The organism is Rhodococcus olei (assembly GCF_039540555.1).
Taxonomy (GTDB): domain Bacteria; phylum Actinomycetota; class Actinomycetes; order Mycobacteriales; family Mycobacteriaceae; genus Rhodococcus_G; species Rhodococcus_G olei.
This window is the reverse complement of sequence record NZ_BAABFB010000029.1, coordinates 413,890-439,630: the sequence shown is the minus strand read 5'-3', so window position 1 is coordinate 439,630 and position 25,741 is coordinate 413,890. Positions and strand designations below refer to the sequence as shown.

24 protein-coding genes are annotated in these 25,741 nt (G+C 71.2%); 8 read left to right on the top strand and 16 right to left on the bottom strand.

The features are described 5' to 3' along the window. Positions 1 to 16: 16 nt before the first annotated feature. The 3 genes from ABD951_RS08560 to thyX form a co-directional block, all read right to left on the bottom strand. A complete protein-coding gene (locus tag ABD951_RS08560) occupies positions 17 to 2,011 on the bottom strand; it encodes a ribonuclease J (RefSeq protein WP_345343579.1) in 1,995 nt (664 codons plus the stop codon). Beyond that, positions 2,008 to 2,913: a 4-hydroxy-tetrahydrodipicolinate synthase gene (gene dapA / locus ABD951_RS08555; RefSeq protein ID WP_345343577.1), complete on the bottom strand. Its 906-nt coding sequence runs from the start codon at positions 2,911 to 2,913 to the stop codon at positions 2,008 to 2,010. Before dapA ends, ABD951_RS08560 begins: the two co-directional genes overlap by 4 nt. Before the next feature lie 68 nt (positions 2,914 to 2,981). Next, positions 2,982 to 3,734, bottom strand: a complete 753-nt coding sequence (gene thyX, locus ABD951_RS08550; RefSeq protein WP_345343575.1) for an FAD-dependent thymidylate synthase — start codon at positions 3,732 to 3,734, stop codon at positions 2,982 to 2,984. 207 nt (positions 3,735 to 3,941) lie between these two features. On the opposite strand from thyX, the gene ABD951_RS08545 reads away from it, so the two are divergent. The 4 genes from ABD951_RS08545 to ABD951_RS08530 all read left to right on the top strand — a co-directional run bounded on the left by ABD951_RS08545 (position 3,942) and on the right by ABD951_RS08530 (position 7,056). Beyond that, on the top strand, positions 3,942 to 4,739 hold the full coding sequence (locus ABD951_RS08545) for a tyrosine-protein phosphatase (protein ID WP_345343573.1): 798 nt from the start codon (positions 3,942 to 3,944) through the stop codon (positions 4,737 to 4,739). Positions 4,740 to 4,853: 114 nt separating this feature from the next. Further along, the gene (locus ABD951_RS08540) at positions 4,854 to 5,288 is read left to right on the top strand and encodes an SRPBCC family protein (RefSeq protein WP_345343571.1); all 435 of its coding nucleotides are present in this window, start codon (positions 4,854 to 4,856) and stop codon (positions 5,286 to 5,288) included. Between the two features lie 13 nt (positions 5,289 to 5,301). Then, a complete protein-coding gene (locus ABD951_RS08535; RefSeq protein WP_345343569.1) occupies positions 5,302 to 6,582 on the top strand; it encodes a hypothetical protein in 1,281 nt (426 codons plus the stop codon). A gap of 72 nt (positions 6,583 to 6,654) precedes the next feature. Beyond that, positions 6,655 to 7,056, top strand: coding sequence for a carboxymuconolactone decarboxylase family protein (locus ABD951_RS08530; protein ID WP_345343567.1), 402 nt, complete (start codon positions 6,655 to 6,657; stop codon positions 7,054 to 7,056). 25 nt (positions 7,057 to 7,081) lie between these two features. Here ABD951_RS08530 and ABD951_RS08525 read toward each other — a convergent pair whose 3' ends face one another. The 5 genes from ABD951_RS08525 to ABD951_RS08505 form a co-directional block, all read right to left on the bottom strand. After that, complete coding sequence (locus ABD951_RS08525; protein ID WP_345343565.1) at positions 7,082 to 8,296, bottom strand: winged helix-turn-helix domain-containing protein; 1,215 nt, start codon at positions 8,294 to 8,296, stop codon at positions 7,082 to 7,084. A gap of 40 nt (positions 8,297 to 8,336) precedes the next feature. Beyond that, positions 8,337 to 8,807: a flavodoxin family protein gene (locus tag ABD951_RS08520; protein WP_345343563.1), complete on the bottom strand. Its 471-nt coding sequence runs from the start codon at positions 8,805 to 8,807 to the stop codon at positions 8,337 to 8,339. Positions 8,808 to 8,902: 95 nt separating this feature from the next. Continuing rightward, entirely contained in the window at positions 8,903 to 9,373 is a 471-nt protein-coding gene (locus tag ABD951_RS08515; protein ID WP_345343561.1) for a hypothetical protein, read from the bottom strand. Continuing rightward, the gene (dapB, locus tag ABD951_RS08510; protein WP_345343945.1) at positions 9,370 to 10,113 is read right to left on the bottom strand and encodes a 4-hydroxy-tetrahydrodipicolinate reductase; all 744 of its coding nucleotides are present in this window, start codon (positions 10,111 to 10,113) and stop codon (positions 9,370 to 9,372) included. Before dapB ends, ABD951_RS08515 begins: the two co-directional genes overlap by 4 nt. 49 nt (positions 10,114 to 10,162) lie before the next feature. Then, positions 10,163 to 11,110: an SAM-dependent methyltransferase gene (locus tag ABD951_RS08505; RefSeq protein WP_345343559.1), complete on the bottom strand. Its 948-nt coding sequence runs from the start codon at positions 11,108 to 11,110 to the stop codon at positions 10,163 to 10,165. Positions 11,111 to 11,233: 123 nt separating this feature from the next. Here ABD951_RS08505 and ABD951_RS08500 point away from each other — a divergent pair, with 123 nt between their 5' ends. The 4 genes from ABD951_RS08500 to ABD951_RS08485 all read left to right on the top strand — a co-directional run bounded on the left by ABD951_RS08500 (position 11,234) and on the right by ABD951_RS08485 (position 14,216). Beyond that, positions 11,234 to 11,644, top strand: coding sequence for a nuclear transport factor 2-like protein (locus ABD951_RS08500; protein WP_345343557.1), 411 nt, complete (start codon positions 11,234 to 11,236; stop codon positions 11,642 to 11,644). 128 nt (positions 11,645 to 11,772) lie between these two features. After that, positions 11,773 to 12,501 (top strand): IclR family transcriptional regulator, encoded by a 729-nt coding sequence (locus tag ABD951_RS08495; RefSeq protein ID WP_345343555.1) that lies wholly within the window; start codon positions 11,773 to 11,775, stop codon positions 12,499 to 12,501. An 84-nt stretch (positions 12,502 to 12,585) separates the two neighbouring features. After that, positions 12,586 to 13,101 (top strand): nuclear transport factor 2 family protein, encoded by a 516-nt coding sequence (locus ABD951_RS08490; RefSeq protein WP_345343553.1) that lies wholly within the window; start codon positions 12,586 to 12,588, stop codon positions 13,099 to 13,101. After that, positions 13,098 to 14,216, top strand: a complete 1,119-nt coding sequence (locus tag ABD951_RS08485; RefSeq protein WP_345343551.1) for an NADH:flavin oxidoreductase — start codon at positions 13,098 to 13,100, stop codon at positions 14,214 to 14,216. Before ABD951_RS08490 ends, ABD951_RS08485 begins: the two co-directional genes overlap by 4 nt. 341 nt (positions 14,217 to 14,557) lie before the next feature. On the opposite strand, the gene ABD951_RS08480 is transcribed toward ABD951_RS08485, so the two are convergent. The 8 genes from ABD951_RS08480 to ABD951_RS08445 form a co-directional block, all read right to left on the bottom strand. Next, positions 14,558 to 15,664 carry an alcohol dehydrogenase catalytic domain-containing protein gene (locus ABD951_RS08480; RefSeq protein ID WP_345343549.1) on the bottom strand — a complete coding sequence of 369 codons (1,107 nt, stop codon included), beginning with the start codon at positions 15,662 to 15,664 and terminating at the stop codon, positions 14,558 to 14,560. A 15-nt stretch (positions 15,665 to 15,679) separates the two neighbouring features. After that, entirely contained in the window at positions 15,680 to 16,048 is a 369-nt protein-coding gene (locus ABD951_RS08475) for a VanZ family protein (protein WP_345343547.1), read from the bottom strand. A gap of 25 nt (positions 16,049 to 16,073) precedes the next feature. Then, a complete protein-coding gene (locus ABD951_RS08470; protein ID WP_345343545.1) occupies positions 16,074 to 17,420 on the bottom strand; it encodes a M16 family metallopeptidase in 1,347 nt (448 codons plus the stop codon). Between the two features lie 88 nt (positions 17,421 to 17,508). Continuing rightward, positions 17,509 to 18,240: a respiratory nitrate reductase subunit gamma gene (gene narI, locus ABD951_RS08465; protein WP_345343543.1), complete on the bottom strand. Its 732-nt coding sequence runs from the start codon at positions 18,238 to 18,240 to the stop codon at positions 17,509 to 17,511. 1 nt (position 18,241) lies between these two features. Further along, positions 18,242 to 18,934 (bottom strand): nitrate reductase molybdenum cofactor assembly chaperone, encoded by a 693-nt coding sequence (narJ, locus tag ABD951_RS08460; protein WP_345343541.1) that lies wholly within the window; start codon positions 18,932 to 18,934, stop codon positions 18,242 to 18,244. Next, a complete protein-coding gene (gene narH / locus ABD951_RS08455) occupies positions 18,931 to 20,592 on the bottom strand; it encodes a nitrate reductase subunit beta (RefSeq protein ID WP_345343539.1) in 1,662 nt (553 codons plus the stop codon). Before narH ends, narJ begins: the two co-directional genes overlap by 4 nt. A 1-nt stretch (position 20,593) precedes the next feature. Then, entirely contained in the window at positions 20,594 to 24,286 is a 3,693-nt protein-coding gene (locus ABD951_RS08450) for a nitrate reductase subunit alpha (protein ID WP_345343537.1), read from the bottom strand. 45 nt (positions 24,287 to 24,331) lie between these two features. Then, positions 24,332 to 25,540, bottom strand: coding sequence for a nitrate/nitrite transporter (locus tag ABD951_RS08445; RefSeq protein ID WP_345343535.1), 1,209 nt, complete (start codon positions 25,538 to 25,540; stop codon positions 24,332 to 24,334). Positions 25,541 to 25,741 lie beyond the last annotated feature (201 nt).

Genomic DNA, 25,741 nt, shown 5'->3' with positions numbered 1-25,741 from the left:
GGGCCGGACCCGTTCCCTACACGCCGATGACGGTCGGGACGATCATCGGGCGGCGACGGTACTTGTCGGCGACCCAGCGACCGACGACGCGGCGCACGGCCTGGGCGATCCGGTGGATGTCGGTGACACCCTCGCCGGCGAGCCGGGCCAGTTCGGACTCGACGAGGACCGCGGCCTCCTTGAGGGCGGCGGGGTCGTCGGAGAAGCCGCGCCCGGACAGCTGGGGCGTGCTCACGGCCTTGCCGGTGTGCTCGTCGACGGCGAGGGAGATCGAGATGAAGCCACCCTCACCGAGGATCAGCCGGTCCGACAGCGTCGAGTCGCCGACGTCGCCGACGGAGTTGCCGTCGACGTACACGTGCCCGACCGGGACGCGGCCGACGATCTCGGCGAGCCCGTCGACCATGTCGACCACGACGCCGTCCTCGGCGAGCACGATCCGCTCCTCGGGCACACCGGTCGCGGCAGCCAGCGCCGCGTTGGCGCGCAGGTGCCGCCACTCGCCGTGCACCGGCATCGCGTTGGTCGGCCGGACCGCGTTGTACAGGTACAGCAGCTCGCCTGCGGAGGCGTGCCCGGAGACGTGCACCTTCGCGCTCTGCTGCGTGACCACGGTCGCGCCGCGCTTGGCGAGACCGTTGACGACCGCGAACACCGAGTTCTCGTTGCCGGGGATCAGCGACGACGCCAGCACGACGAGGTCGTTGGCGCGGATGTTGATCTGGCGGTGCTCACCGCGCGCCATCCGGGACAGCGCCGACAGCGGCTCGCCCTGCGAGCCGGTGGAGATCAGCACCAGGCGGTCGTCGGGCAGGTTCGCGGCGGTGTCGATGTCGACGACCACCCCGTCCGGCACGGTCAGGTAACCGAGGTCCTGGGCGATCTGCATGTTGCGGACCATCGAGCGGCCGACGAACGCGATCTTGCGGTTGTAGCGGACCGCGACGTCGACGACCTGCTGGATGCGGTGCACGTGGCTGGCGAACGACGCGACGATCACCCGCTGCTTCGCCTTGCCGATGACGCCGTCGAGGACGCCGCCGATCTCACGTTCGGGGGTGACGAAGCCGGGGACCTCGGCGTTGGTGGAGTCGACCAGGAACAGGTCGACACCCTCGTCGCCGAGTCGGGAGAACCCGGCCAGGTCGGTGAGCCGGCCGTCGAGCGGCAGCTGGTCGAGCTTGATGTCACCGGTGTGCAGCGCGACACCGGCGGCGGTCTTGATCGCCACCGCGATCGCGTCCGGGATCGAGTGGTTGACCGCGAAGTACTCGCACTCGAACGGCCCGTGCTCGGTGATCTGCCCCTCGGCCACCTCGATCAGAGTCGGGCGCTGCCGGTGCTCCCGGCACTTCGCGGCCACCAGCGCGAGGGTGAACTTCGAGCCGATCACCGGCAGGTCCGGCCGCAGCCGCAGCAGGAACGGGACGGCCCCGATGTGGTCCTCGTGACCATGGGTGAGGACGACGGCCTCGACGTCGCCCATCCGGTCCTCGATGTGGGCGAAGTCCGGGAGGATCAGGTCGACGCCGGGCTGCTGGTCCTCGGGGAACAGGACGCCGCAGTCGACGATCAGCAGCCGGCCCTGGTGCTCGAAAACGGTCATGTTGCGGCCGATTTCGCCGATGCCGCCGAGTGCGACGACGCGCAGACCGTTGTGGGGCGCCTTCGGCGGCAGCCCCAGGCGTTCGGTCGGGTCGACGCCGGCGATCCCGTCGGGTCGCGTCGCGGTCTCGCGCTGCGGCCGGCCACCGCCGGAGCGACGCCGCCGGGGCGCCTTCTCCTTCGTGGCCGGTTCCTTCTTCGCGGCCGGTTCCTTCGCGGCCGCCGCGGGCTTCTCCTTCGCGGCCGTCGCGGGCTTCTCCTTCGCGGCCGTCGCGGGCTTCTCCTTCGCAGCCGGTTCCGGTGCGGCCGGTTCGGTCACGGCCGGGGTCTCGGCGACCGGGGTGGTCGCGGTGCTCGGCGGTCCGGCCTGACGCCGTGCGGCGCGCCGGCGCGGCGGCCGGGTCACGACAGCGCCCCTGCCGCGCGCAGGTCCGCGGCCAGCACGGCCACCTGCTCCGGGGTCGGTGGCACCTGTGGCAGGCGCGGGTCCCCGACCTCGATGCCCTGCAGACGCAGACCCGCCTTCGACGCGCTGACACCGCCGAGCCGGCCCACCGCGCGGATCACCGGGAGCAGCCCGGCGTTGATCTCGCGGGCGCGCGCGACGTCGCCGACCCGGTACGCGTCGAGCAGGTCCCGCAGTCCGCCGGGCACCAGATGCCCGATGACGCTGACGAATCCGACCGCGCCGACCGACAGCCACGGCAGGTTGAGCGGATCGTCGCCGGAGAAGAACTGCAGGTCGGTGTTCGCGATCAACTCGGCGCCTGCGGCCAGGTCACCCTTGGCGTCCTTGACGGCCTTGATCCGCGGGTGCTCGGCGAGCCGGTAGATCGTCTCGGTCTCGATCGGGACCACCGAGCGCGGCGGAATGTCGTAGAGCATCACCGGCAGGTCGGTCGCGTCGGCGACGGCGGTGAAGTGCGCGAGCAGACCGGACTGCGGCGGCTTCGAGTAGTACGGGGTGACGACCAGCAGACCGTCGGCGCCCGCCCGCGCGGCGTCCCGGGCGAGTTCGACGCTGTGCGCGGTGTCGTTGCTGCCCGCCCCGGCGACGATCTTCGCGCGGTCGCCGACGGCCGCAACCACCGCGCGCATCAGTTCGAGCTTCTCCGACTCGGTGGTGGTCGGCGACTCGCCGGTGGTGCCGGCGAGCACCAGGCCGTCGCATCCGCCGTCGACAAGGTGGGTGGCCAGGCGGACACCCGCATCCACGTCCAGCTTTCCGTCGGCGGTGAACGGGGTCACCATCGCGGTCAGGATGGTGCCGAACGGGCGCTCGACTGGTGCGGATTCAGCGTTGGTCATGGTTGTCAAGGTTACCCGGTGACCGGACCACCTCCGCACACCGTGCGGACCGGACCCACGGTGGGCCGTCAGGCGCCGGTGTCGTACTCGCTCACCGCCACCTCGGTGCCGTCGGCGAGCCGGGTGATCTCGAAGTCCCCGAAGACGTTCGGCGCCGCGGCGGACAGCTGCCGGAGGCACTCCACGGCCACCCGCCGGATCTCGACATCGGCATGCTCGGTGGCCCGCATCGCGACGAAGTGACGCCACGCCCGGTAGTTGCCGGTCACGACGAGACGGGTCTCGGTGGCGTTCGGCAGCACCGAGCGCGCGGCCTGCCGGGCCTGCCGGCCCCGCAGCGATCCGTTGGGGACGTGCGCGAGCTTGGTGTCGAGCGCCTCGAGCAGCTGCGAGTAGGCGGCGCGACTGGCGTCGGTGGCCGCGGCGAACAGTTCCTCGAGTTCGGGGTCGCCGGCGATCGCCGGTGGCACCACGACCTTCGCGTCCCGTTCGGGAACCGATCGCTGCGACAGCTGCGAGTAGGAGAAGTGCCGGTGCCGGATCAGCTCGTGGGTGCACGAACGGGAGATCCCGGTGATGTAGAAGCTGACGCTGCCGTGTTCGAGAACCGACTCGTGCCCGACCTCGAGGAGGTGCCGGAGGTATCCGGCGTTGGTCGCGGTACGCGGGTTGGGCTTGTTCCAGCTCTGGTAGCAGGCCCGGCCGGCGAACTCGACCAGTGCTTCACCGCCGTCGGCGTCGGTGTTCCACGGCACGTCGTCGGGGGCGAAGAACTCCGTCTTCGCGATCAGCTGCACCTGGAGGGACACCGCTTGCCGCACCGCTCATCCTTCCGCCGGATCGGTTCCGAACCGCACCCTATCCAACGTCCCCCACCCTGCGAGTGAACGGAAGCGGTCATTCGAGTGGATCGACCGCGTGTGCCGTTCATGCACTCGAAATCCACGCGGTCCGTGCCGCGGATCGGCCCGCGGGTGGTAGACATCCAGACGAGCGTCCAACCGATCTCGCCCCCGAGGGAGCCCCGCGTGACCACCACCCGACTGCTTCGCGTCACCGCCGCCATGGCCGCCGCCACCGCCGTCTTCGTCGGCGGCGCGTCCGGTGTCGCGGTGGCCTCCGCGCCCGCCTCGACCGCAGGCGACGTCACCTTCGACCGCTCGCTGCACCTGGACGGCGCGAAGAACGCACGCGACGTCGGCGGCTACGCGACCACCGACGGTCACACGGTCCGGACCGGGCTGGTCTACCGCACCGATGCGTTGAACAACCTCAGTGCGGCGGATCTGACGAAGCTGCAGTCGCTGGACGTCAAGGCGGTCGACGACCTCCGCACCGTCTACGAGCGCACCGTCCAACCGGACCGGGTCCCCGCGGGCGCGACGGCGCACTGGTACGACGTGCTGGGCGGATCGTCGCCGACGACGCTGGTGGACATGAACTCGGCGTACGTCGCGTTCATCGACGGCCCGGGAGCGAGCGCGGCGTTCGCGTCGGTGCTCCGCGACATCCGCGACACCGACGGCGCCGTGCTCTACCACTGCAGCGCGGGCAAGGACCGGACCGGATGGACGACCGCGGTGCTGCTGACCGTTCTCGGCGTGGACCGGGCGACGGTCGACACGGACTACATGCTCTCGAACGTGTACCGCGACTCGGACGGCACGGGCAGCACCGGCTTCCTCAACGGCGTCCAGCAGAGCTGGCTGGACAGCTCGTTCGCGACCGCGGAGCAGCGGTACGGCAGCTTCGACAACTACGTGCACCAGGGCCTCGGACTGACCGACGCCGACATCGCTACGCTGAAGGCCAAGTTGCTCGTGTGAGCCGGGCGGGGCGGGGCGGCACGGACCGTAACTGACTCGCCGGTAAGATCACTTCGTCTGGTAGTCATCTACCTGACCGAGCAGGTCTCACAGCAAGCGCAAAGGGGCAATTCAATGGCGGTGTCCGGATCCAAGGAATTCGACGTCAAGGCCGATCCGGCGACGGTGATGGCCGCACTGGTCGCGGTCGAGCGGCTGCCCGAGTGGTCGTCGGCACACAAGTCGGTCACCGTCGAGAGCACCCACCCGGACGGCCGCCCGCTCCGCGTCCGGATGACCGTCTCGGTCGTCGGCATCACCGACGAGCAGGTCGTCGACTACTCCTTCGAGGGCGACGAGAAGCTGTCGTGGACGCTGGTCTCCGGCACCCAGCAGAAGCAGCAGGACGGTAGCTACGTGCTGACCGCCAACGGCGACGGCAGCACTCACGTCGCGTTCGAGCTGACCATCGACCCCAAGATCCCGATCCCCGGCTTCCTGGTGAAGAAGGCCCAGAAGATGGCGCTGGACACCGCGTCGAAGGGCCTGACCAAGTTCGTCGAGGGCTGACGCGCCGGCCGGCGTGACCCCACCAGTCCATCCCACCGGGCCCGACACCCGTCGGGCCCGGTGGTCGTGGCGCGACACCGCGGTCGTCGTCGGCATCGTCGCGGCCGGCATCGGTGCCGCGTGGGCACTCCCCCACGGCACCCCGGCGGACGAAACCGCTTCCACGACACCCGGTTACGTCACCGAACCGGTCACGTATCCGGTGGAGATCCCGGGCTGCGACGAGGTCGGGCCGCCGCCGAAGCGGGACACCGGGTTCGGTTGGACCGCCTACGGCGCGTCGTCCGGCTACAGCGATCCCGACTTTCCGTGGCTGACCGCAACCAAGGCGACGGCGATGACGGACGCACTGCGCGGCGCCCTCCCTCCCGACGTCGAGGTCCGCTTCGACGCACCGTCCCGAATGCTGGTGTTCCAGCCCATCTTTCGAATCAATCCGGACACCATCCCGGACGGGGCGGACGTCGGGGGCAGCAGTGAGGCACGTGGCACGCTCCTGCGGGCCGGCTCGGCAGGCAGGCTCGACGCGTCGGTCCGCGAGTGGAACCGACCCGTACCGGCATGCGTGGCGGGCGAACTGGACGAACGGCGCACGCTCCCCGACGGAACCGTGGTCGACGTCCTGGACACCTGGTCCGAACTGCGGGGCACGCGCACGCTCGCCCGGGCCGCGACCGCGTATCCACCCGACGGTTCCCGTGTGATCGCGTCGCTGACCGACCAGGCTGGATCGTCCGGGGACGGCGGCGCCGCCCACAGCGGGGCGCTTCCCCTCACGGTGGACGAGTTGGCTGCGATCGCCGCCGACCCCGGGCTGCGCACCACGACCGCGGTTCCCGCCGGGACAGCGCCGGCCCGGATGGACTGCGGCGGCGGTGTCGAACCGATGGGTGACCCTCTCGACCGCGGCGACGTCGACCGTCTCGCCGCGGCGCTGACCATGGCGTGGGCCGCTCTCGGCCCGCTCGCCGCGACCCCGGATCGTCCGGTCGGGTCCGTCGAGGTCGCGGGCTCGGCCCGCGACGCGGCGTGTCTGGAGCTCGCACTGAGCGGCCCGGCCGGTGCCGGCCGTCTGGGTGTCACGATCGCGGTGAACACGTCGGCCCCCGAGGAGTTCACCGCGGCCGATGCACTCCCGGACGGCACCCGCGTGCGCACCACGACAGACGAGGGCACGACCTGGGTGACCGCGGTGCGGCCGTCGGGAACCGCGGTCACCGTCACCCTCAGCGGCGCGGGTCCGACCCCGGAGCAACTGGTGGCGCTGGCGACCGCGCCCGGTCTCGACCTGTGACCGCCGGGCAGAATCGTCGGTGCCCGCCCGGCGGGCATCGAACGTCGCCCACTGATCCCGGAGGTACCCCGAATGAGCGAGCACGACATCCCCGACACCGGTTACGACGCGGGGCTCGCCGTTCGTCGTGAGGTGATGAGCGACGAGTTCGTCGACCGGGCGCTCGACCGGACGCGCGGCACCGATTCGGAGGCGCTGCAGCACCACGTCACCGCGACGGTGTGGGGCGGCGTGTGGACCCGCCCGGGACTCGAGCGCCGCGACCGCAGCCTGCTCAACATCGGGATGCTGATCGCGTTGCGGGCGCACGAGGAACTCGAGGGGCACGTGCGCGGCGCGCTGGCCAACGGGCTCACCCGCACCGAGATCACCGAGGCCGTGATCCACTCGTCGGGCTACTGCGGCGCCCCGGCGGCGCTGTCGGCGATGAAGGTGGTGCAGCGAGTCCTCGACGCGGAGCTGGGTCCGCTCTGACGTCCCGGGCGCACCGCGCCCATGCTCACACCCGGGCGGCGAGATCGGCCGCCAGGTCGCCCCGGTCCCCGACGGCGACGTCCGACAACCCGAGCCAGTTCGCCATCGCACGCAACTCTGCGGCGAGGGCGTCGGCGACCTCGCCCGGGTGGTGTCCGTCCTCGACGAACGCGCCCGGCACTCGGAGGACGTCGGCGGGCCGGTCGGCCTTGAGGTCGACCCGGGCGACCAGCTCGCCGTCGAGCAGGAACGGGAAGACGTAGTAGCCGTGCACCCGCTTGTGGGCGGGCGTGTAGATCTCCAGGCGGTACCGGAACCCGAAGATCCGTTCGGTGCGGGGCCGGCAGAACACCAGCGGGTCGAACGGGCTCAGCAGGGCGGTGCCGCCGGCGCGGCGTGGGATCCGGGCGTCGACGTGCAGGTAGGCCGGCTCGTCCCAGCCGCGCACCGTCGCCGGCACCAGCGCCGCGTCGTCGACGAGCTCGGCGACCGCGGTACGACCCTGGGCCGCCGAGAGCCGGTAGTAGTCCCGCAGGTCGGCCTCGGTCGCGACCCCGAGCGCCCGCGCCGCGCGGCGCACGAGCTCCCGGACAGCGTCGGGTTCGTCGAGCCGGGTGGCGAGCACGTCCGGCGGCAGCACCCGCTCGGCGAGGTCGTAGTGCCGGGTGAACGCGACCCGCCGGTCCACCGACAGCGCCCCGGCCGAGAAGAGCTGCTCACACACCACTTTCGTGTCGCTGCGGCCCCACCACGTGCCGCGCGGCTCACGGGGTGCGATCCGCAGGTGCCGCTCCACCTCGCCCGCGGTCGCCGCGCCGACCTCGGTGATCACGTCGAGCACGTCCCGGCCGAGTGTCGGGTTCCGATCGAGGACGCGGCGCTCGCCCGACCAGCGGCCGTCGGCGTAGTCCCGCATCCGCCACCGCAGCAGCGGCCAGTCCGCGACCGGGATCAGCGCCGCCTCGTGGGCCCAGTACTCCACCAGTGCACGGGGTTTCGCGCTCGTGTGCCGCCATGCGGCGGCGTCGAGCAGATCGCGGTCGTATCCGCCGACGCGGCTGAACACCGGCATGTAGTGCGCCCGCACGGCCACCGACACGCTGTCGAGTTGCAGCAGGCCGGTCCGGTTCACCGCCTTCAGCACGGTCCGGCGCGACGGTGTGCCTGCGGGCCGGCGCTCGGCGAATCCCTGTGCGGCCAGCGCGGTGCGCCGGGCGGCGGCTGCCGTCATCGTCAGCATGACCCCACCCTGCCATCCACCCCCGACACGGGCCGGTGTGTCACTCCGGGGCGATCGTCACCGCGACGGTGGCACCCAGTTCGTAGCAGCGTTCGCGGGCGGCGGCGTCGACGCCGCCGGTGATCTCCACGACCCCGGCGGCCTGCGTCAGGGCCAGCCCGGTGACGATCTTCTGCACGGCGGTCACGGCGCCCGCGGTGTCGTTGTTGCCGTGCACCCACAGGCCGTAGGGCCGTCCGGCGACGGCGTCCAGGCACGGGTAGTACACGGTGTCGAAGAAGTGTTTGAGCGCGCCGGACATGTAGCCGAAGTTGGCAGTGGTGCCGAAGAGGTATCCGTCCGCGGCCAGCACGTCGGGGATCGTCGCGCCCAGCGCCGGCACCGACCGCACGGTGACGCCCGCGATCTCCGGGTCGTTCGCCCCGGCCAGCACCGCTTCGAGCAGTTCCCGGGTCGGCGGCGACGGCGTGTGGTGCACGACGAGCAGGGTCGGCGTGGAATCTGCGGTCACACCTGCAGACTACGTGTCCCCGGACGACCGGACGGCCGCCGACCGGCGCCGCGCGGAATCGCCCGGCGCCGCTTCGGAAGTCGAGGTTCGCGCCGTCAGTTGCCTTCGCGCTCGGCGGCTTCGAGCGCGACCGCGCGGCGCATCGTCTCGCGGGCCCGGCCGCGGTCGCCGGCGTAGTCGTACGCGCGGGCCAACCGGTAGGAGTTGCGCCAGTTGTCGGGGTCGGCCTCCCACTCGGCCTTCACCTGTGCGAACAGCGCGTCGGCGGCGTCCCGCTGCACCCGCCCGGACGGCATCTTCGGCAGGTCGGAGACGTCCAGTTCGAGGCCCTCCTCGTGCATCCGGGCCGCCAGGTGCTGGTGCTGGAAGCCGGAGCGGACGGTGGACCAGATCATCCAGATGCCGAGCAGGGGCAGCACCAGCACCGCGACACCGAGCACGACCGGGACCGCGCCACCGTCCTGGATCAGCACGATTCCGCGCTGCCCGAGCAGCACGAAGTAGACGCTGAGCGCGACGATGATGCCCGCGATCGTCGCGACGACCCTGGTCGACGAGCCCTTCACAGGTCCAGGAGGGGGTCGATGCCGACGGTCAGGCCCGGGCGTGTGCCGATCTCGCGGACACCGAGCAGGACGCCGGGGGCGAACGAGTTCCGGTCGATCGAGTCGTGCCGGATGGTCAGCGTCTCGCCCTGGGTGCCGAGCAGCACCTCCTGGTGCGCGACGAGGCCGGCGAGGCGGACCGAGTGCACGCGCACACCGTCGACGTCCGCACCGCGCGCGCCGTCGAGTTCGGTGGCGGTCGCGTCCGGGCTCGGGCCGCGGCCGGCCTTGGCGCGGGCCGCGGCGATCAGCGCCGCGGTGCGGTACGCCGTTCCGGACGGGGCGTCGAGCTTGTTCGGGTGGTGCAGTTCGATGACCTCGACCGAGTCGAAGAACCGGGCGGCCTGCTCGGCGAACCGCATCGAGAGCACCGCGCCGATCGCGAAGTTCGGGGCGATCAGCACGCCGACTCCCGGCTGTTCGGTGACCCACCGCTGCACCTGCGCCAGCCGGGTGTCGTCGAAGCCGGTGGTGCCGACGACGGCGTGGATGCGGTTGGCGACCAGGAATTCGAGGTTGCCCATCACCACGTCGGGGTTGGTGAAGTCGACGACCACCTGGGTGCGGGTGTCGACGAACGTCTCGATCGGATCGCCGGCGTCGACCTGCGCGACGAGCTCGAGATCGGGCGCCGCCTCGACGGCCTCGCAGATCGCGCGGCCCACCTTGCCCTTGGCACCCAGGACACCGACCCGAATCACCGTCACCTGACCCACACTCCGTCCACTCGTCTTGCTCGTCCGGGCAAGCCTACGCAATCGGCCCGCCGCCGCGACGGGCGGTGATCAGCTGGCTCGTCCCCATCGGATTGCCCGCCGACCCGTCGCCTCCGGCCGCGTCGTCGAGAGTGCGCCCGTAGCGCCGTGCGACGTCCGCCGACCGCTCGACGTCGACCGTCCACCCGTGCCGGGTGAGCCAGTCGGCGGGGCGGTAGTCGTCCTCGTCGGGCCACAGCGCCGCCATGTCGATGCCGACGCGGTCCCGCACCTCGTCGAACCGCGCGGTGCGGACCACCGCCGCGACGTCGTCGACGTGTTCGGCGGCGAGCCGGCTGGCGGGTGCGGACAGCTCGTGCACCCGGGTGAAGACGGCGTCCTTGGCGTTGTTCGGCAGAAGCGGCAGCAGCCCCTCCGCCAGCCACACGGTCGGCCGGGCGACGTCGAATCCGCGCTCCCGCAACGCCTCCGGCCAGTCCTCCCGCAGGTCGGCATCGACGGCGAGCCGCTCGGTGGTCGGCACCGCGTCGGCGAAGGCGAGCACCTCGTCCTTGAACGAGAGCACCTTCGGCGCATCGAGTTCGTAGACGACGGTGCCGGGCGGCCACCGCAGCCGGTACGCCCGGGTGTCGAGGCCGGCCGCCAACAGCACCACCTGGGGGAGGCCGGCGGCCGTCGCAGCACCGAGGTACTCGTCGAAGAACCGGGAGCGCACTCCCATGTAGGTGGCCATCGCGTCCCAGACCGGCCGCAGGTCCGGGTCGGCCGCGTCGAGCGACGTCGGCAACGGGACCGGGGACGCCGCCGCGGCCACGAACGTGGCGGCGTACGGATCGGTGACGAGGCCGCCGCGGCCCGACTCGACGGCGCGCCCCGCCGCGACCGCGAGGGCGGTGATGCCCACTCCGGTGACGATGTCCCAGTCCGCGTGGCTGATGGCGGTCCACCCTCCCGATCGGGTGTCTCCTCGGATGGTGTCCACGCTACGCGCCGCCGGCAGCCCCGACCGTTCGGTGCGACCACGCATTCCGGCGGTGCCCGCCCGGGGACAATGGAGGCAGACTGCCGCGTCAACCACCTGACGGCGGAACGGAGGGACCGGGTCATGACCGAGCCGAGAACCGAAGCAGACGGCCGAACGCGACTGTCGTACATCCTCGGTGTGCCGCTCGCCCCGGACGTGCAGCGGCAGTGGCCCCAGATGGGCGAGGTCGTGCACACCAGCGAGCTCGTCGCCGACATCGAGGCAGGCTTCCCCGACCTGAGGCTCGAGGTGGGCAGGCGGCTGCGTCTCGACGACGACGTCATCGTCGTCGAGTGGACCTGCGACTACGGCGACGGCCGCCTCTACCGGAACGTCACGATCGCCGAGATCAGCGACGGTCTGGCCGTCCTCGTCACCGACTACTGGGGAGAGCCGACCGCGACACCCGGGTGGCGCCGCGGTCGCACCGCCCGACTCGACATGCCCGGCGACGGCATCTGGAAGGACGGCGCCCACCTGAGCCGCCACTGAGACGGACGTGGCCTCCCGGTCACCGGACCGGGTGCTTGCCCGCACCGGCACCCGCGAGTGTGCTCGGATGCGAGTGGTCGACCGCGCCCTCGACCGGGCGGGAGGCGACCCTGGACGGAGGGAGGACGATGACGTCCACAGCACACCCGGAAGCCGGCGCTCCCGCCTCCTCGCTGGATCGGCTGTCGCTGGTCCTGAACTGTTTTCGCAGCGCGCCGGCCCTGAGCCTGACCGATCTGTCCCGGCAGACGGGTATTCCCCGGACCAGCACCCTCCGGATGCTCGAGCGGCTGGTGCGCATGGGCTGGCTCCGCCGCCGGGGCACCGACTACGAACTCGGCGACGCGCTGGCCGAGTTCGGGGCGCTGTCGGTGTATCACCGCTATCTCGACCGCGTCGTGTCGCCGCTGCTCCACGAGCTGCACGACGTCACCGGTCACGTCGTGCACCTGGGTGTCCTCGACGGCGCCGACGTGCTGTACCTGCGGAAGGTCGGTGGCCTGTCGGCGCCCGAGACGGGTACCCGGGCCGGGTCGCGGATCCCGGCACGGTCGTCGACGATCGGCAAGGCGTTGCTCGCCGCCCCGCCACGGACCGCGGGGACGTCCGGCGACACCCGTCGCCACGTCGATCCCGCCCCGCGGATCCCGGTCGCATTCGGCACGTGCCCGAGCGGGCTCGGCTGTATCGGCGTCCGCATCGGCACCCTCGGCGGAGTGCAGGCCGGGCTGTCGATCAGCGGACCCGTCGACCACGTGCGATTCGACCACCGCGACGCCGCGCCCGTGCGGATGGCGGCGGCCGCGATCGCACAGCATCTCGGCTTCGCGGAGGCGGCGCGGGCCCGGTCGGCCTGAGCTGCCGCGGCCCCTCACCTGGGCGTCGTCCGCTCACCGGAAGCGAGAATTGTCGCCGCGACCACGGATTGACACGGTGTCCCCATGACCTACGAACTCACGCTCACGGCCGCCGAACAGCTGGTGGCGATCGAGGAGATCAAACGCACGTTCGCGGCGCGGCTGCGGTGCATGGACACCAAGCAGTGGGACGTCTACCCGACGCTGCACACCGCGGACGTCGTCTCCGAGACGTGGGCCGGGCTGCCCGACGACAAGCAGCCCCGCACCGGCGACACCTCGAACCGTGTCGTGGGCAACGAGAACCTGGCGCGCGCGATCCGGACCATGCTCGGTGGACCCACCGAGGTGACCACCGTGCACCACGGGCACGCGCCGGAGATCGAGCTCACCTCGGACACCACCGCGCGAGGGATCTGGGCGATGGAGGACAAGCTGTGGTGGACCAACGGTGACCACGAGGAGCACCTCCACGGCTACGGTCACTACCACGAGGAGTACCGGAGGACGAACGGCCGGTGGCTGATCAGCTACCGCCGGCTCAGCCGGCTGCGCGAGGACGCGACCGCCGGATTCTTCGACTTCCTGACCCCGCTGTGACCACCCTGTTCAGCCCGCTGCGGATCCGCTCACTGACGCTGCCCAATCGAATCGTCATGTCCCCGATGACTCGGGAGCACTCGCCCGGCGGGGTGCCCGGCCCCGATGTGGCCGCGTACTACCGGCGGCGCGCCGAGGGCGGCACCGGCCTGGTGGTCACCGAGGGTGTGGCGATCGACCACCCGACCGCCGTGGACAGCCCGCGGGTGCCCCGACTGCACGGTGACCAGGCGCTGGCCGGATGGCGCCGCGTGGTCGACGAGGTGCACGACGCGGGCGGCCGGATCGTCCCGCAGCTCTGGCACGTCGGGCCGCTCTGGGGCGCGATGGCGCCGGTCGACCCGGCCGTGACGCCGATGCGGCCGTCGGGACTGTGGGGCCGCGCGGGACGCACTGTGTACCCCGAGGCATACGTCACCCACGCGAGCGTCCCGACCGCGGCGATGACCGAGCAGGACATCGAGGACGTCATCGCGGCGTACGTGCGCTCGGCCCGCAACGCGGTCGACGTCGGATTCGACGGGGTGGCGATCCACGCCGGCCACGGCTACCTGCTCGACGCGTTCCTCTGGGAGGAGACCAACCGCCGCGACGACGACTGGGGTGGGGACCTGCGGCGACGCACCCGCTTCCCGGTCGAGGTGGTCCGCGCGATCCGCCGCGAGATCGGCTCCGACCTGCCGATCTTCTACCGCTTCTCGCAGCACAAGCAGCAGGACTACGGTGCCCGCATCGCGAACTCCCCCGACGAACTCGCGGTCGTCCTGGGCGCCCTCGTCGACGCCGGGGTGGACGTCCTCGACGCCAGCATCCGCCGGTTCGACCAGCCCGCGTTCGAGGGAAGCGAGCTGACGTTGGCGGGCTGGGCGAAGAAGCTGACCGGCGCCGTGAGCATGGCGGTCGGCAGTGTCGGCCTGGACAAGCCGCTGCGCGACGGCGGGACCGCGGCACCGGCCGACCTGGCGGGCCTGCATCGCCGGCTCGACGCCGGCGAGTTCGATCTGGTCGCACTCGGCCGCCTCCACCTGGCCGATCCGGCGCTGGCCGAGACCCTCCGCCGCGGCGGGCCGCTGCCGGAGTTCGACCGCGACCGGCACGAGGGCCGGCTGGACTGAGCTCGGCGCCGGATCACCCGGCCACGCGGCCGTGACCGGCGGACAATGAGGGGCGGGGACGCTGTGAGGAAGTGATCGACGATGCCTCCCGACATGATGACCTGGGGCCATCAGTTCATGATGTGGCTGCATCAGATGGGGATACCGATGATGCCGATGACGCCCATGCCGATGATGCCGAAACCAGGGATGTGAGTTCCCGTGCCGCGCCCCCGCACCCGGGTGCGGGCGCGGGGCGGGGCCGGGGGTGTCCACGATCCCGTCGACGGTGACGGCCGCGACCACGGGATCCGGGTGCCGCCGTGTCCGGAGCCCCGCCACGGCCCCCGGATCCTCGGCGGTCAGTCGAAGACGATCACCTGACGAAGTGCACGGCCGTCCGCGAGTTCGTCCATGCCGCGGTTGATCTCGTCGAGGGTGATCCGGGACGAGATCAGCTTCTCCACCGGCAGCCGGCCCTCCCGCCACATCTGCGCGTACCGGGGGATGTCGCGGGACGGGACCGCCGAGCCGAGGTAGCTGCCGACGATCGTGCGCGCCTCCGCGACCAGCGTCAGCGGCGAGATCTCCGAACGTGCGGCCGGATTCGGCAACCCGACGGTGACGGTGGTGCCGCCGGGCGCGGTCGCGGCGACGGCGGTCTCGAAGGCGCGGGCACTGCCTGCCGCCTCGACGACCAGCGTCGCCCGGATACCGCGGTCCGCGAGCTCCGCCGGGGTGTACCCGGCCGCCGCGCCGAGTTCGGTTGCCGTGGAAAGCTTCTCCGGTACCGCATCGACGCCGATCACCTCGCGCTCGCCGAGGGCGACGGCCGCGAGCACCGCCGCCATCCCGACGCCGCCGAGCCCGACGACCATGATCGAGTCCCCCGGCGCGGTGTGGGCCGCGTTGAGCACCGCTCCCCCGCCGGTGAGCACCGCACAGCCGAGCACGGCCGCCACGTCCGGCGGCACGTCCTCTCCGACCGGCACGACGGACCGGCGGTCCACCACCGCGTGCGTCGCGAACCCGGACACCCCGAGATGGTGGTGCACGGCGTCGCCGTCGCGGTGCAGTCGGCGTCCACCGCTCAACAGCACCCCGTCGTTGTTGGCGACGCTGCCGGCGCTGCACGGCATCCGGCCGTCGGTGCCGCAGCCGGCGCACTCGCCGCATCGCGGCAGGAACGTCATCACCACGCGGTCGCCGACCGCGACGTCGGACACCCCGTCACCGAGCGCCTCGACCCGTCCGGCCGCCTCGTGACCGAGCAGCATCGGCACCGGTCGCACGCGGTTGCCGTCGACCACCGACAGATCCGAGTGACACAGCCCGGCCGCCTCGATGCGCACCAGCAGTTCTCCGGGGCCGGGACCGTCGAGGTCGAGGTCGCAGATCGTGATCGGCCGCGACTCCGCGAACGGGCGCGCCCGTCCGATCTCCTCGAGCACCGCACCGCGAATCCGCATCACGAACCTCCCTGCTCAGCCGCCGGACGATGCCTTCCGTCCGCGCCCAGCCTGCCACGCCCACACGATGCCCAGCCCGAGGGCCACGCCGACCACGTCCGCCAGCCAGTCCCACACCGAACCGGTGCGCTGGATCGGCAGGACCGCCTGGAGCACCTCCGACGCCGCGGCGTACACCGCGCCGCCGACCAGCACCCACACCGCCCGGAATCCGGCGTACCGCGCGGCGATCGCCAACGCCAGGAACATCACCAGGTGGGTGACCTTGTCGCTGCCCGGCGGTCCGCCGGGGACGGTCGACCCCGGGGAGAACAGCATCACCAGGGTGATCACGAGCACGACGTGGAACGGAATCGCGCGTCGCGACGTCAGCAGCGTCCGCATCGGTGCCCTCCCCTCGCTGCGGTGCTCAGACGATGCCGCGGACGACGGCGGGCAGGTCCCGCGGCCGTCGGTACGGCCCGACCACCGAGGCGGCGAACGGCCGGGTCAGCAGCATCGCCGCGACCTCGCGAACCTCCTCGGTGGTGACGGCGTCGATCCGCCGCAGTGTCTCGCTGATCGTGCGGTGGCTGCCGTAGTTCAGTTCCTGGCGTCCGATCCGATTCATCCGCGAGCTCGAATCCTCCAGCCCCAGAACCATTCCGCCGCGGATCGAGCCCTTCGCGCGAGCGCACTCGGCGTCGGTGATGCCGTTCGAGGCGACCTGCGCGAGCACCTCGCGGACCAGGGTGGTCACGTCGGCGAGGTTCTCCGGCTGGCATCCGGCGTACACCGAGAACGCCCCGGTGTCGGCGAACGTGTCGACGCTCGAGTACACCGAGTACGCCAGGCCGCGTTCCTCCCGGATCTCCTGGAACAGCCGGGAGGAGAGCCCGCCCCCGACCGCGGTGTTGAGCACCGACAACGCCCAGCGGTGGCCCTCGTGGCGGCCGAGACCGCGGACCCCGACACACAGGTGCGCCTGTTCGCTGTCGCGTTCGAGGACCGTCAGGGCCGGTGCGGTCCGGGCCCGCAGCCGGCCCTCGCGGCGCGGAGCCGGTTCGTGGCCGTCCACCAGGTGACCGTCGAACGCGCGGCGGACCAGTTCGACGGTGTCGTCGTGGTCGACGTTCCCGGCGACCGCGACCACCATCCGGTGCGGGGTGTAGCGGCGGACGTGGAACGAGTGCAGCTGGGTGCGGGTCATCGCCTCGATCGACTCGGTGGACCCGATCACCGGGCGGCCCACCGGGTGGTCGCCGAACAGGGCGGTGAGGAACTCGTCGCCGAGCAGGTCCTCGGGGTCGTCGTCCCGCATCGCGATCTCCTCGAGCACCACCTGCCGCTCGATGTCGACGTCCCCGGACCGGCACCGTCCCCGCAGCACGACGTCGCTGACGATGTCGATGGCCAGCGGCAGGTCCTCGTCGAGGACGTGCGCGTAGAAGCAGGTGTGCTCGCGGGAGGTGAAGGCGTTCAGCTCGCCGCCGATCCCGTCGACGACCTGCGCGATGTCGAGCGCGGTGCGCGTCGGGGTGGACTTGAACAGCAGGTGCTCGAGGAAGTGCGCGGCGCCGGCGACGGAGGCCTGCTCGTCGCGGGAACCGACACCGACCCAGATCCCCACGGACGCGGACCGCACTCCGGGCATGTGTTCGGTGACGACCCGCAGACCACCCGGCAGGACGGTGCGGCGCACGGTCGACTTCGGCGTGCGGGCGCGCTTGCGCGGCGTCGAGGTGGTGGCGGTGCGGCGGCGATCGGTGGTGGCCATGTAGTGGTTCAGCGGTCCTCGTCGAAAGTCCGGACGTAGAGGACCAAACAGTACAGGCTGCGTCACCCGCGACCCGACGGCGGCACCGTCACCAGCCCTTCCGGTGGGGCTGGGAGCCGACCAGTTCGCCGCGGCCCGCCGCTTCGCGGCTCCGGTACACGATGTACGGCCGGAACAGGTACCCGAACGGGGCACTGAACGCGTGCACCAGCCGCGTGAACGGCCACAGCGCGAACAGCACCAGCGCGATCGTCACGTGGACGTGGAAGGAGAGCGGCGCCTGCGCCATCAGGTCGCCCCGCGGCTGCAGGATCCAGATCGACCGGAACCACGGGGAGACCGTCTCGCGGTAGTTGTGCGCCTGGTTCCCCTCGACGGCGCCGATCAGGGTCGTCGCCAGCCCGGCGGCGAGCGCGGCCACCAGCACCACGTACATGACCTTGTCGTTCCGTGTGGTGGCGGTGAACACCGGCCCGGTCGATCGGCGCCGGTAGATCAGCAGCCCGACACCGACGAGCGTCGCGATGCCCGCGAGCACGCCGGGGACCGCCGCGATCCAGTGGTAGGCGTGTTCATCGACACCGATCGCCTCGGTCCACGACTCCGGGATGACGAGGCCTAGTACGTGACCGAGGATCACCACCAGGATCCCGAAGTGGAACAGCGGGCTCGCGACCCGCAGCAGCCGGTTCTCGTAGAGCTGTGAGGATCGGGTGGTCCAGCCGAACTTGTCGTAGCTGTACCGCCACCAGGTGCCGACGACCAGGACCGCGAGCGTGACGTACGGGACGACGTTCCAGTAGATTTCCCCGGCCGACATGTCAGTGCGCTCCTTCGTGTCGTCGTCCTGGCGGCGGTCCGCCCGAGGACGTCCTCGGCGGCACGGTCAGCGTGAACGGCTGCAGACCGACGGCCTCGGCGGGCGGGCCGGAGCGGGCGCGCTCGCGGTCGAGGGCACCGGCGGGTGGCAGTGTCGCGGCGACGGCGCCGAGCACCGCGGCGTACGGCGAACCGGACTCCTCGAGCCGTTCGCGGAGCACGTCGATCGCGGCCCGGTTGGCGGCCAGCAGCCGCGCCCCGACCTCGGGGTCGACGGTGGCGGCGAACTCGAGTACGACGGCGAGGTGGTCCGCCGACTCCGCCGCCGGCGGCTCGGCGCCCGCCTCCCGGTACGCGCGCGCGAAGTCGAGGATCGCCGCTCCGCGGTTGCGGGTGTCGCCGTCGGTCCAGTAGGTCAGCAGCAGCGTCGTGCGGCGGCGCAGGTCGAACGTGTCGACGTAGCCGGCCGCGGACTCCAGCACGGGACGCCGGCTCAGGTCCCGCACCACCGCGGCGAGCGGGTCCGCGAGCTCGCCCGGCAGATGCGCGAGCAGCCCGGTCACCGTGGTGAGCCGGGCGCCCTGGCCGTCGTCCGGGTAGGCCAGCAGCAGCGACGCGGACTGCCACACGATCCGGCGCTGCCGCTGGTCCACCCGCGCCCCGCCTGCGGCTGCCGGCCGCCGCGACCACCTCATCGCGGTCCCCCGCCGGGAAACATGCCGTCCGGCACACCCTTTCCGTCCCAGTTCAGCAGGTTCACCCGCGACGGGTTGCTCGCGTTGGCCCCCATCGCCTCACTGGTCTGCCGCTGCCGCAACGCGTGGAACGTCTCCACCGCCACCGGTACCGGTCCCCCGCTGGCCTCGCCGAACGGCCCCGACGCCTGGTCGTACAGGCCCGGACCGCCGTCGAAGTCGAGCGCGCATTCGGTGACGGCCTCCTCGAGGCCGTGTGCCTGCGCGGCGTAAGCGGACGGAATCACATAGCGCTCCTCGTATTTCGCCAGCGCCAGCAGCCGGTACATCGCGTACACGTCTTCCTCGCTCATTCCGACCGCGGCCGGAATGTGCTCCTGCGGCGGCCGTCCGAGGTTGATGTCACGCATGTACGAGCGCATCGCCGCGAGTCGCCGCAGCACCCCCGACACCACCGCGGTGTCGCCGGCGGTGAACAGTTCCGCCAGGTACTCGATCGGAATCCGCAGCGATTCGAGTGCGCCGAACAGGTTTCCGAGGTCCTCACCGTCGTGGCCGTCGCGGCTGACGGCGTCGACGACCGGAGACAACGGCGGGATGTACCAGACCATCGGCATGGTCCGGAACTCCGGGTGCAGCGGCAACGCCACCCGGAAGTCCTTGATCAGCGCGTGGATCGGGGACCGCTGGGCCGCCTCGATCCACGTGTCGGGGATGCCGGTGGCGTGTGCGGCGGCGACAACGTGCGGGTCGTGCGGGTCGAGCAGGGTGTCGAGCTGCGCCTGGTAGAGGTCCCGGTCGTCCGCGACCGACGCCGCGGCGGTCACCTTGTCGACGTCGTAGAAGACCAGCCCGATGTACCTGAGCCGCCCGACGCAGGTTTCCGCGCAGACGGTCGGCAGGCCCACCTCGACGCGGGGGTAGCAGAACGTGCACTTCTCGGCCTTGCCGGTCTTGTGGTTGAAGTACACCTTCTTGTACGGGCACCCGGACACGCACATCCGCCAGCCCCGGCAGCGGTCCTGGTCGACGAGCACGATGCCGTCCTCGGTGCGCTTGTACATCGCGCCGGACGGACAGGACGCCACGCAGGCCGGATTCAGGCAGTGCTCACAGATCCGCGGCAGGTAGAACATGAACGTCTGCTCGAACTCGAGCGTGACCCGATCGGCGACCTTCTTCAGCACCGGATCGTCGGCCAGGATCTCCGGTGAGCCACCGAGATTGTCGTCCCAGTTGGCCGACCACTCGACCTTCATCGGCTGACCGGTGATCAGGCTGCGCGGCGGCGCCACCGGCATCCGGTCACCGAGCGGGGCGTTGGTCAGGTTCTCGTAGTCGTAGGTCCACGGTTCGTAGTAGTCCTCGATGGTCGGCAGTTTCGGGTTCGAGAAGATCCGGGACAGTTTCGTCAGCCGGCCGCCGTCCCGCAGCCGCAGCCGCCCCTTCGAGTCCCGGACCCAGCCGCCGCGCCAGCGCTCCTGGTCCTCGTAGGTACGTGGATATCCTTGTCCCGGTCGGGTTTCGACGTTGTTGAACCAGACGTACTCGGTGCCGGACCGGTTCGTCCAGGCCTGCTTGCACGTCACCGAGCAGGTGTGGCAGCCGATGCACTTGTCGAGGTTCATCACCATCGCGAGCTGGGCCATGACCTTCATGTCAGTACGTCACCTCCTGGCTGCGGCGCCGGACCACCGTCACCTCGTCCCGCTGGTTGCCGGTCGGGCCGAGGTAGTTGAACGCCCAGGACATCTGGGCGTACCCGCCTGCCAGGTGCGTCGGTTTGATCAGCAGACGGGTCAGCGAGTTGTGGATGCCACCCCGGTTGCCGGTCGTCTCGGTCCGCGGCACGTCGATCGTGCGTTCCTGGGCGTGGTGGACGTACACCACGCCCTCGGGCATGCGGTGCGAGACGACGGCCCGGCACACCACCACACCGTTGCGGTTGACGGCCTCGACCCAGTCGTTGTCGCACACCGCGATCTTCGCCGCGTCGGCCGGGCTCATCCACATCGTCGGGCCACCCCGCGACAGCGAGAGCATGAACAGGTTGTCCTGGTACTCGGAGTGGATCGACCACTTGCTGTGCGGCGTCAGGTAGCGCACCGTCAGCCCGATCCCGTCGCGGACCTCCCCCACGTGCGGTTCCTCGAACAGCCGGGCCATGTCCAGCGGTGGGCGGTAGATCGGCAGCTGCTCCCCGAGCTCCTCCATCCAGTCGTGGTCGAGGAAGAAGTGCATCCGGCCGGTCAGGGTGTGGAACGGCGTCAGCTCCTCGATGTTCACGGTGAACGGCGCGTACCGCCGGCCCCCGGTCTCGCTGCCCGACCATTCCGGGCTGGTGATCACCGGCACCGGCCGGGCCTGGGTGTCGGCGAACGTGATCCGCCGCTCCTCACTCCCCTCGGCGAGGTGCACCAGCCGTCGTCCGGTGCGCCGTTCCAATTGCCGGAACCCCTCGACCGCGAGCCTGCCGTTGGAGGTGCCGGACAGCCGCAGCACCGCCTCGCACATCTTCTCCGCACTGTCCAGCGCCGGGCGCCCCGCCGCCGCACCGGAACTCATCACCCCGTGCTGCTCGGCGAGCTCGGCGACCTCCAGGTCGGGACGGTAGGTGACGCCCTTGGTGACCAGGCCGGCCTGCTCGACGAGCGGCCCGAGCGCCGACCACTTCTCGGCGATCGCGGTGTAGTCCCGCTCCACGACGGTCAGGGGGCCCATCGTCCGGCCCGGCACCGGAACCTCACCGGTGGTGCGCCAGTCCGATTCGGTGCCACCGGGATACGCCATCGCGCCCGGGGTGTCGTGCTGCAGGGTTCCCAGCACGACGTCGGTGCGGGTGCCCAGGTGCGTCCGGGCCAGCACCGAGAATGACCGAGCGATCGCCGCGAACGCGTCGTAGTCCGACTTCGTCTCCCACGGCGGGTCGATCGCCGCGGTGAACGCGTGCAGGTACGGGTGCATGTCGGTGCTCGACAGGTCCGGCTTCTCGTACCACGTGGCGGCGGGCAGCACCACGTCCGACAGCAGCGTCGTCGACGTCATCCGGAAGTCGATCGACATCACCAGGTCCAGCTTGCCCTCGGGCAGGTCCTCCCCGTCGCGCCAGTCGACGTCGGTGGGCCGCAGGCTCTCTCGGGTGGGCTCCGCCTGCAGGTTCGAGGTGGTGCCCAGCAGGTGCTTCAGGAAGTACTCGTTGCCCTTGCTGGACGATCCGAGCAGATTGGCGCGCCAGATGCTCAGCACCCGAGGCCAGTTGCGCGGGTTGTCGGGGTCGGTGACGGCGAGTGTCAGTTCACCGGCCGCCAACTGCTCGGTGACGTGCGCCGCGACGTCCGTGCCTGCGGCGGCAGCCTCGTCCGCCAGGTCGAGACTGGACCGGTCGAACTGCGGATAGAAGGGGGTCCAGCCCATCGCGACCGCGGATGCCATCACGTCCATCGTGTGCCGCCCCGCGAACCGGCCGCGGCCGGTGGGGCCGGCCAGCGCGTCGGCGCGGTAGCCGTCGTAGCGCCACTGGTCGGTGTGCGCGTACCAGTAGGAGGTGCCCGCCATCTGCCGGGGCGGCCTGCTCCAGTCGGTGCCCATCGCGACCGTGGCCCACCCGGTGACCGGCCGGCACTTCTCCTGGCCGACGTAGTGCGCCCAGCCGCCGCCGTTACGGCCCATCGACCCGGTCAGCAGCAGCAGGCTCAGGATGGCGCGGTAGGTGGCGTCGCCGTGGAACCACTGGCAGATGCCGGCGCCCATGATGATCATCGACCGGCCCCCGGACTCGATCGCGTTGGTCGCGAACTCGCGCGCGATCCGGATCACCTGTGCCGCGGACACTCCCGTGATGGGCTCCTGCCACGCCGGTGTGTAGGGCGACGTGTGGTCGTCGTAGCCGGTTGGCCACTGTCCGGGCAGACCGGGTCGCGCCACACCGTACTGGGCGAGCATCAGGTCGAACACGGTGCACACCCGGTGCCCGGCCACGCTGCGGACCGGCACGCCGCGTTCGATCGTCTCGCCGCGCCCGTCGACGGTGTCGAACCGCGGGAACGTCACCGTCGCGACGTCACCCCGGTCCGGGTGGGCGACCGTCAGCGCCGGCACCAGGTCGCCGAGGTCGAGGTTCCACTTGCCGACACCCTCCTCCCCGAACCGGAACCCGAGGGACCCGTGCGGCACGGCGGGCGTGTCGGTGGCCCCGTCGACGATCACCGGTTTGAAGGCGGCGTTCTCGACGCGCTCCCCCAGATCTGCCGCGGTGAGCGTCTTTCCGGGAACGAGCCGGCCGTCGCGTTCCTCGAGCTTGATCAGGAACGGCAGGTCCGTGTAGCGGCGCACGTAGTCGACGAAGAACGGCTCACGCGCCTTGACGAAGTACTCGGACAGGATCACGTGTCCCATCGCCATCGCCATCGCACCGTCCGTACCCGCCGCGCACGCCATCCACTCGTCGGCGAACTTGGTGTTGTCGGCGTAGTCGGGGCTGACGGTGACGACCTTGGTGCCGCGGTACCGGACTTCGGCCATCCAGTGCGCATCCGGGGTCCGGGTGACGGGGACGTTCGAGCCCCACATCAGCAGGTAGCTCGCGTCCCACCAGTCCCCCGACTCGGGGACGTCGGTCTGGTCGCCGAACACCTGCGGCGACGCCACCGGCAGGTCGGCGTACCAGTCGTAGAACGACGTCATCACCCCGCCCAGCAGTTCGACGAACCGGGATCCGGCGGCGAACGACACCATCGACATCGCGGGGATCGGCGAGAACCCGGCCACCCGGTCCGGCCCGTACTCCTTGATCGTGTGCACGTGCGCGGCGGCGATCATCTCGGTGGCCTCGTCCCAGTTCACCCGGACCAGGCCGCCCTTGCCGCGGGCCCGCTGGTACCGCCGTCGTCGCTCCGGATCGTGCTGGATGTCCGCCCATGCCAGTACGGGATCCTTCAGGCGGGCCTTCGCCTCCCGGTACATCTCGACCAGCAGCCCGCGCGCGTACGGATACCGTACGCGGGTCGGCGAATACGTGTACCAGGAGAACGCCGCGCCGCGCGGGCAGCCGCGGGGCTCGTACTCCGGACGATCCGGCCCGACGGACGGGTAGTCGGTTTCCTGAGTCTCCCAGGTGATGATGCCGTCCTTGACGTAGATCTTCCACGAGCACGAACCGGTGCAGTTCACGCCGTGCGTGGAGCGGACCACCTTGTCGTGGCTCCACCGGTCGCGGTAGAAGGCGTCACCCTCTCGACCACCCTCACGGGTGATCGTCCGTCGATCGGCCGAGACCCGCCCGGGGGTGAAGAACCGTCCGCTGCGCAACAGCAGGTCCTCGATCTCACTTCCGGTGCCGTTGCTGACGGACAACGTTCGACTCCCCTTCTCTCGTGGCGCGCGACCGGGCGGGACCCGTCACGACCTCTGCTGCGCCGCAGTCTGTTCGGGTTCGCGGGCGGCGAGCCTGACGGCGGTGAAGATCAGCGCGACGGTGGCGGTCAGCGCCAGCAACAGCAACCCGACGGTGTAGTTGTTGTCGGCCTCGTCGTAGGTGGCGCCCATGATCAGCGGTGGGAAGTACCCGCCGAGACCGCCTGCGGCGGCGACGATTCCGGTGACGCTGCCGACGCTCCTGGCGGGCGAGCGCCGTGAGACCCACGCGAACACGCCGCCGGTTCCGACCCCGAGGAAGAGCGCCATCAGGATGAACGTGACCGCCGACCAGAAGTCCGGCGGCGGCTGGAAGCCGGCGACGACGGCCATCACCGCGGTGCCCGCGAGGGAGACGAGCACCACGACCTTCGGCGGGATCCGGTCGGCGAGCGTGCCGCCGACCGGCCGTGCCAGAACCGCCGCCAGCGCGAACGCCGCGGTCCGGGTGCCCGCGTCGACCGCGGAGAAGTGGTAGATGGTCTTGACGTACGTCGGCAGGTAGGTGCTGAACGCGACGAAGCCACCGAACACCACGGCGTACAGGAACGACATCTCCCACGTCACCCGCAGTCGCGCCGCGGCCCGCAGCTTCGGCGGCACCGGGTCGGTGTTCGGCGCGAACGTCGGCGAGTTGTGCATCACCGCCACACAGACCACCGCGGTGAGCGCCAGCACGACCGCGACGACGATGTGCGTCTGCATCAGTCCGAACCACCGCACGAAACGCGGGGTGAAGAACGCCGACAGCGCGGTGCCGACCATGCCCATGCCGAACACGCCGGTCGCGAACCCACGTCGGGACGCCTCGTACCAGGTGTTCGCGAACGGGATCCCGACCGCGAAGATCGTGCCGGCGATGCCGAGGAAGAACCCGAACAGCAGCAACAGCGGGTACGACTCGATCTCGGCGGCGAACCCCACCGCGAGGACCGGCAGGATCGACGCGAGCGAGATCGCGATGAACATCACCCGGCCGCCGTACCGGTCGGTGAGCGCACCGACCACGATCCGGCCCAGCGAGCCCACCAGGATGGGCGTCGCAACCACCAGAGACGCCTGGGTCGCGGTGAGTGGGAACGTGTCCGCGTACGTGGTCGACAGAGGGCCGATCATGTTCCACGCCCAGAAGTTGATCGCGGACACCCAGGTCGCCAGAACCAGGTTCACGGTCCGCGTCGCGTTGTTCGCCACAGCTGTCCCTGTGTCCACGGGTTCAGCAAACCACCGGGCCCGGCACTCCGCAGCGCGAAACCGACATGTCGCCTGCAACTTTCCGATCACGACCGGGCATCCGCAGACGGTGCCCGGTGCCTGCGAGGCGGAACGCGGCCGCGTCCGGACCGGCGACCGGCGGGTACTGTCGACACCGACGGCGCGTCGGTGAAGCGCAGG

Bases quoted from the DNA above. Each gene is read 5' to 3' on its own strand.
- dapA (WP_345343577.1), bottom strand. From the start codon at position 2,913: ATGACCAACGCTGAATCCGCACCAGTCGAGCGCCCGTTCGGCACCATC.
- ABD951_RS08540 (WP_345343571.1), top strand. From the start codon at position 4,854: ATGGCGGTGTCCGGATCCAAGGAATTCGACGTCAAGGCCGATCCGGCG.
- ABD951_RS08530 (WP_345343567.1), top strand. From the start codon at position 6,655: ATGAGCGAGCACGACATCCCCGACACCGGTTACGACGCGGGGCTCGCC.
- ABD951_RS08525 (WP_345343565.1), bottom strand. From the start codon at position 8,296: ATGCTGACGATGACGGCAGCCGCCGCCCGGCGCACCGCGCTGGCCGCA.
- ABD951_RS08500 (WP_345343557.1), top strand. From the start codon at position 11,234: ATGACCGAGCCGAGAACCGAAGCAGACGGCCGAACGCGACTGTCGTAC.
- ABD951_RS08495 (WP_345343555.1), top strand. From the start codon at position 11,773: ATGACGTCCACAGCACACCCGGAAGCCGGCGCTCCCGCCTCCTCGCTG.
- ABD951_RS08490 (WP_345343553.1), top strand. From the start codon at position 12,586: ATGACCTACGAACTCACGCTCACGGCCGCCGAACAGCTGGTGGCGATC.
- ABD951_RS08480 (WP_345343549.1), bottom strand. From the start codon at position 15,664: ATGCGGATTCGCGGTGCGGTGCTCGAGGAGATCGGACGGGCGCGCCCG.
- ABD951_RS08475 (WP_345343547.1), bottom strand. From the start codon at position 16,048: ATGCGGACGCTGCTGACGTCGCGACGCGCGATTCCGTTCCACGTCGTG.
- ABD951_RS08470 (WP_345343545.1), bottom strand. From the start codon at position 17,420: ATGGCCACCACCGATCGCCGCCGCACCGCCACCACCTCGACGCCGCGC.
- narI (WP_345343543.1), bottom strand. From the start codon at position 18,240: ATGTCGGCCGGGGAAATCTACTGGAACGTCGTCCCGTACGTCACGCTC.
- narJ (WP_345343541.1), bottom strand. From the start codon at position 18,934: ATGAGGTGGTCGCGGCGGCCGGCAGCCGCAGGCGGGGCGCGGGTGGAC.
- narH (WP_345343539.1), bottom strand. From the start codon at position 20,592: ATGAAGGTCATGGCCCAGCTCGCGATGGTGATGAACCTCGACAAGTGC.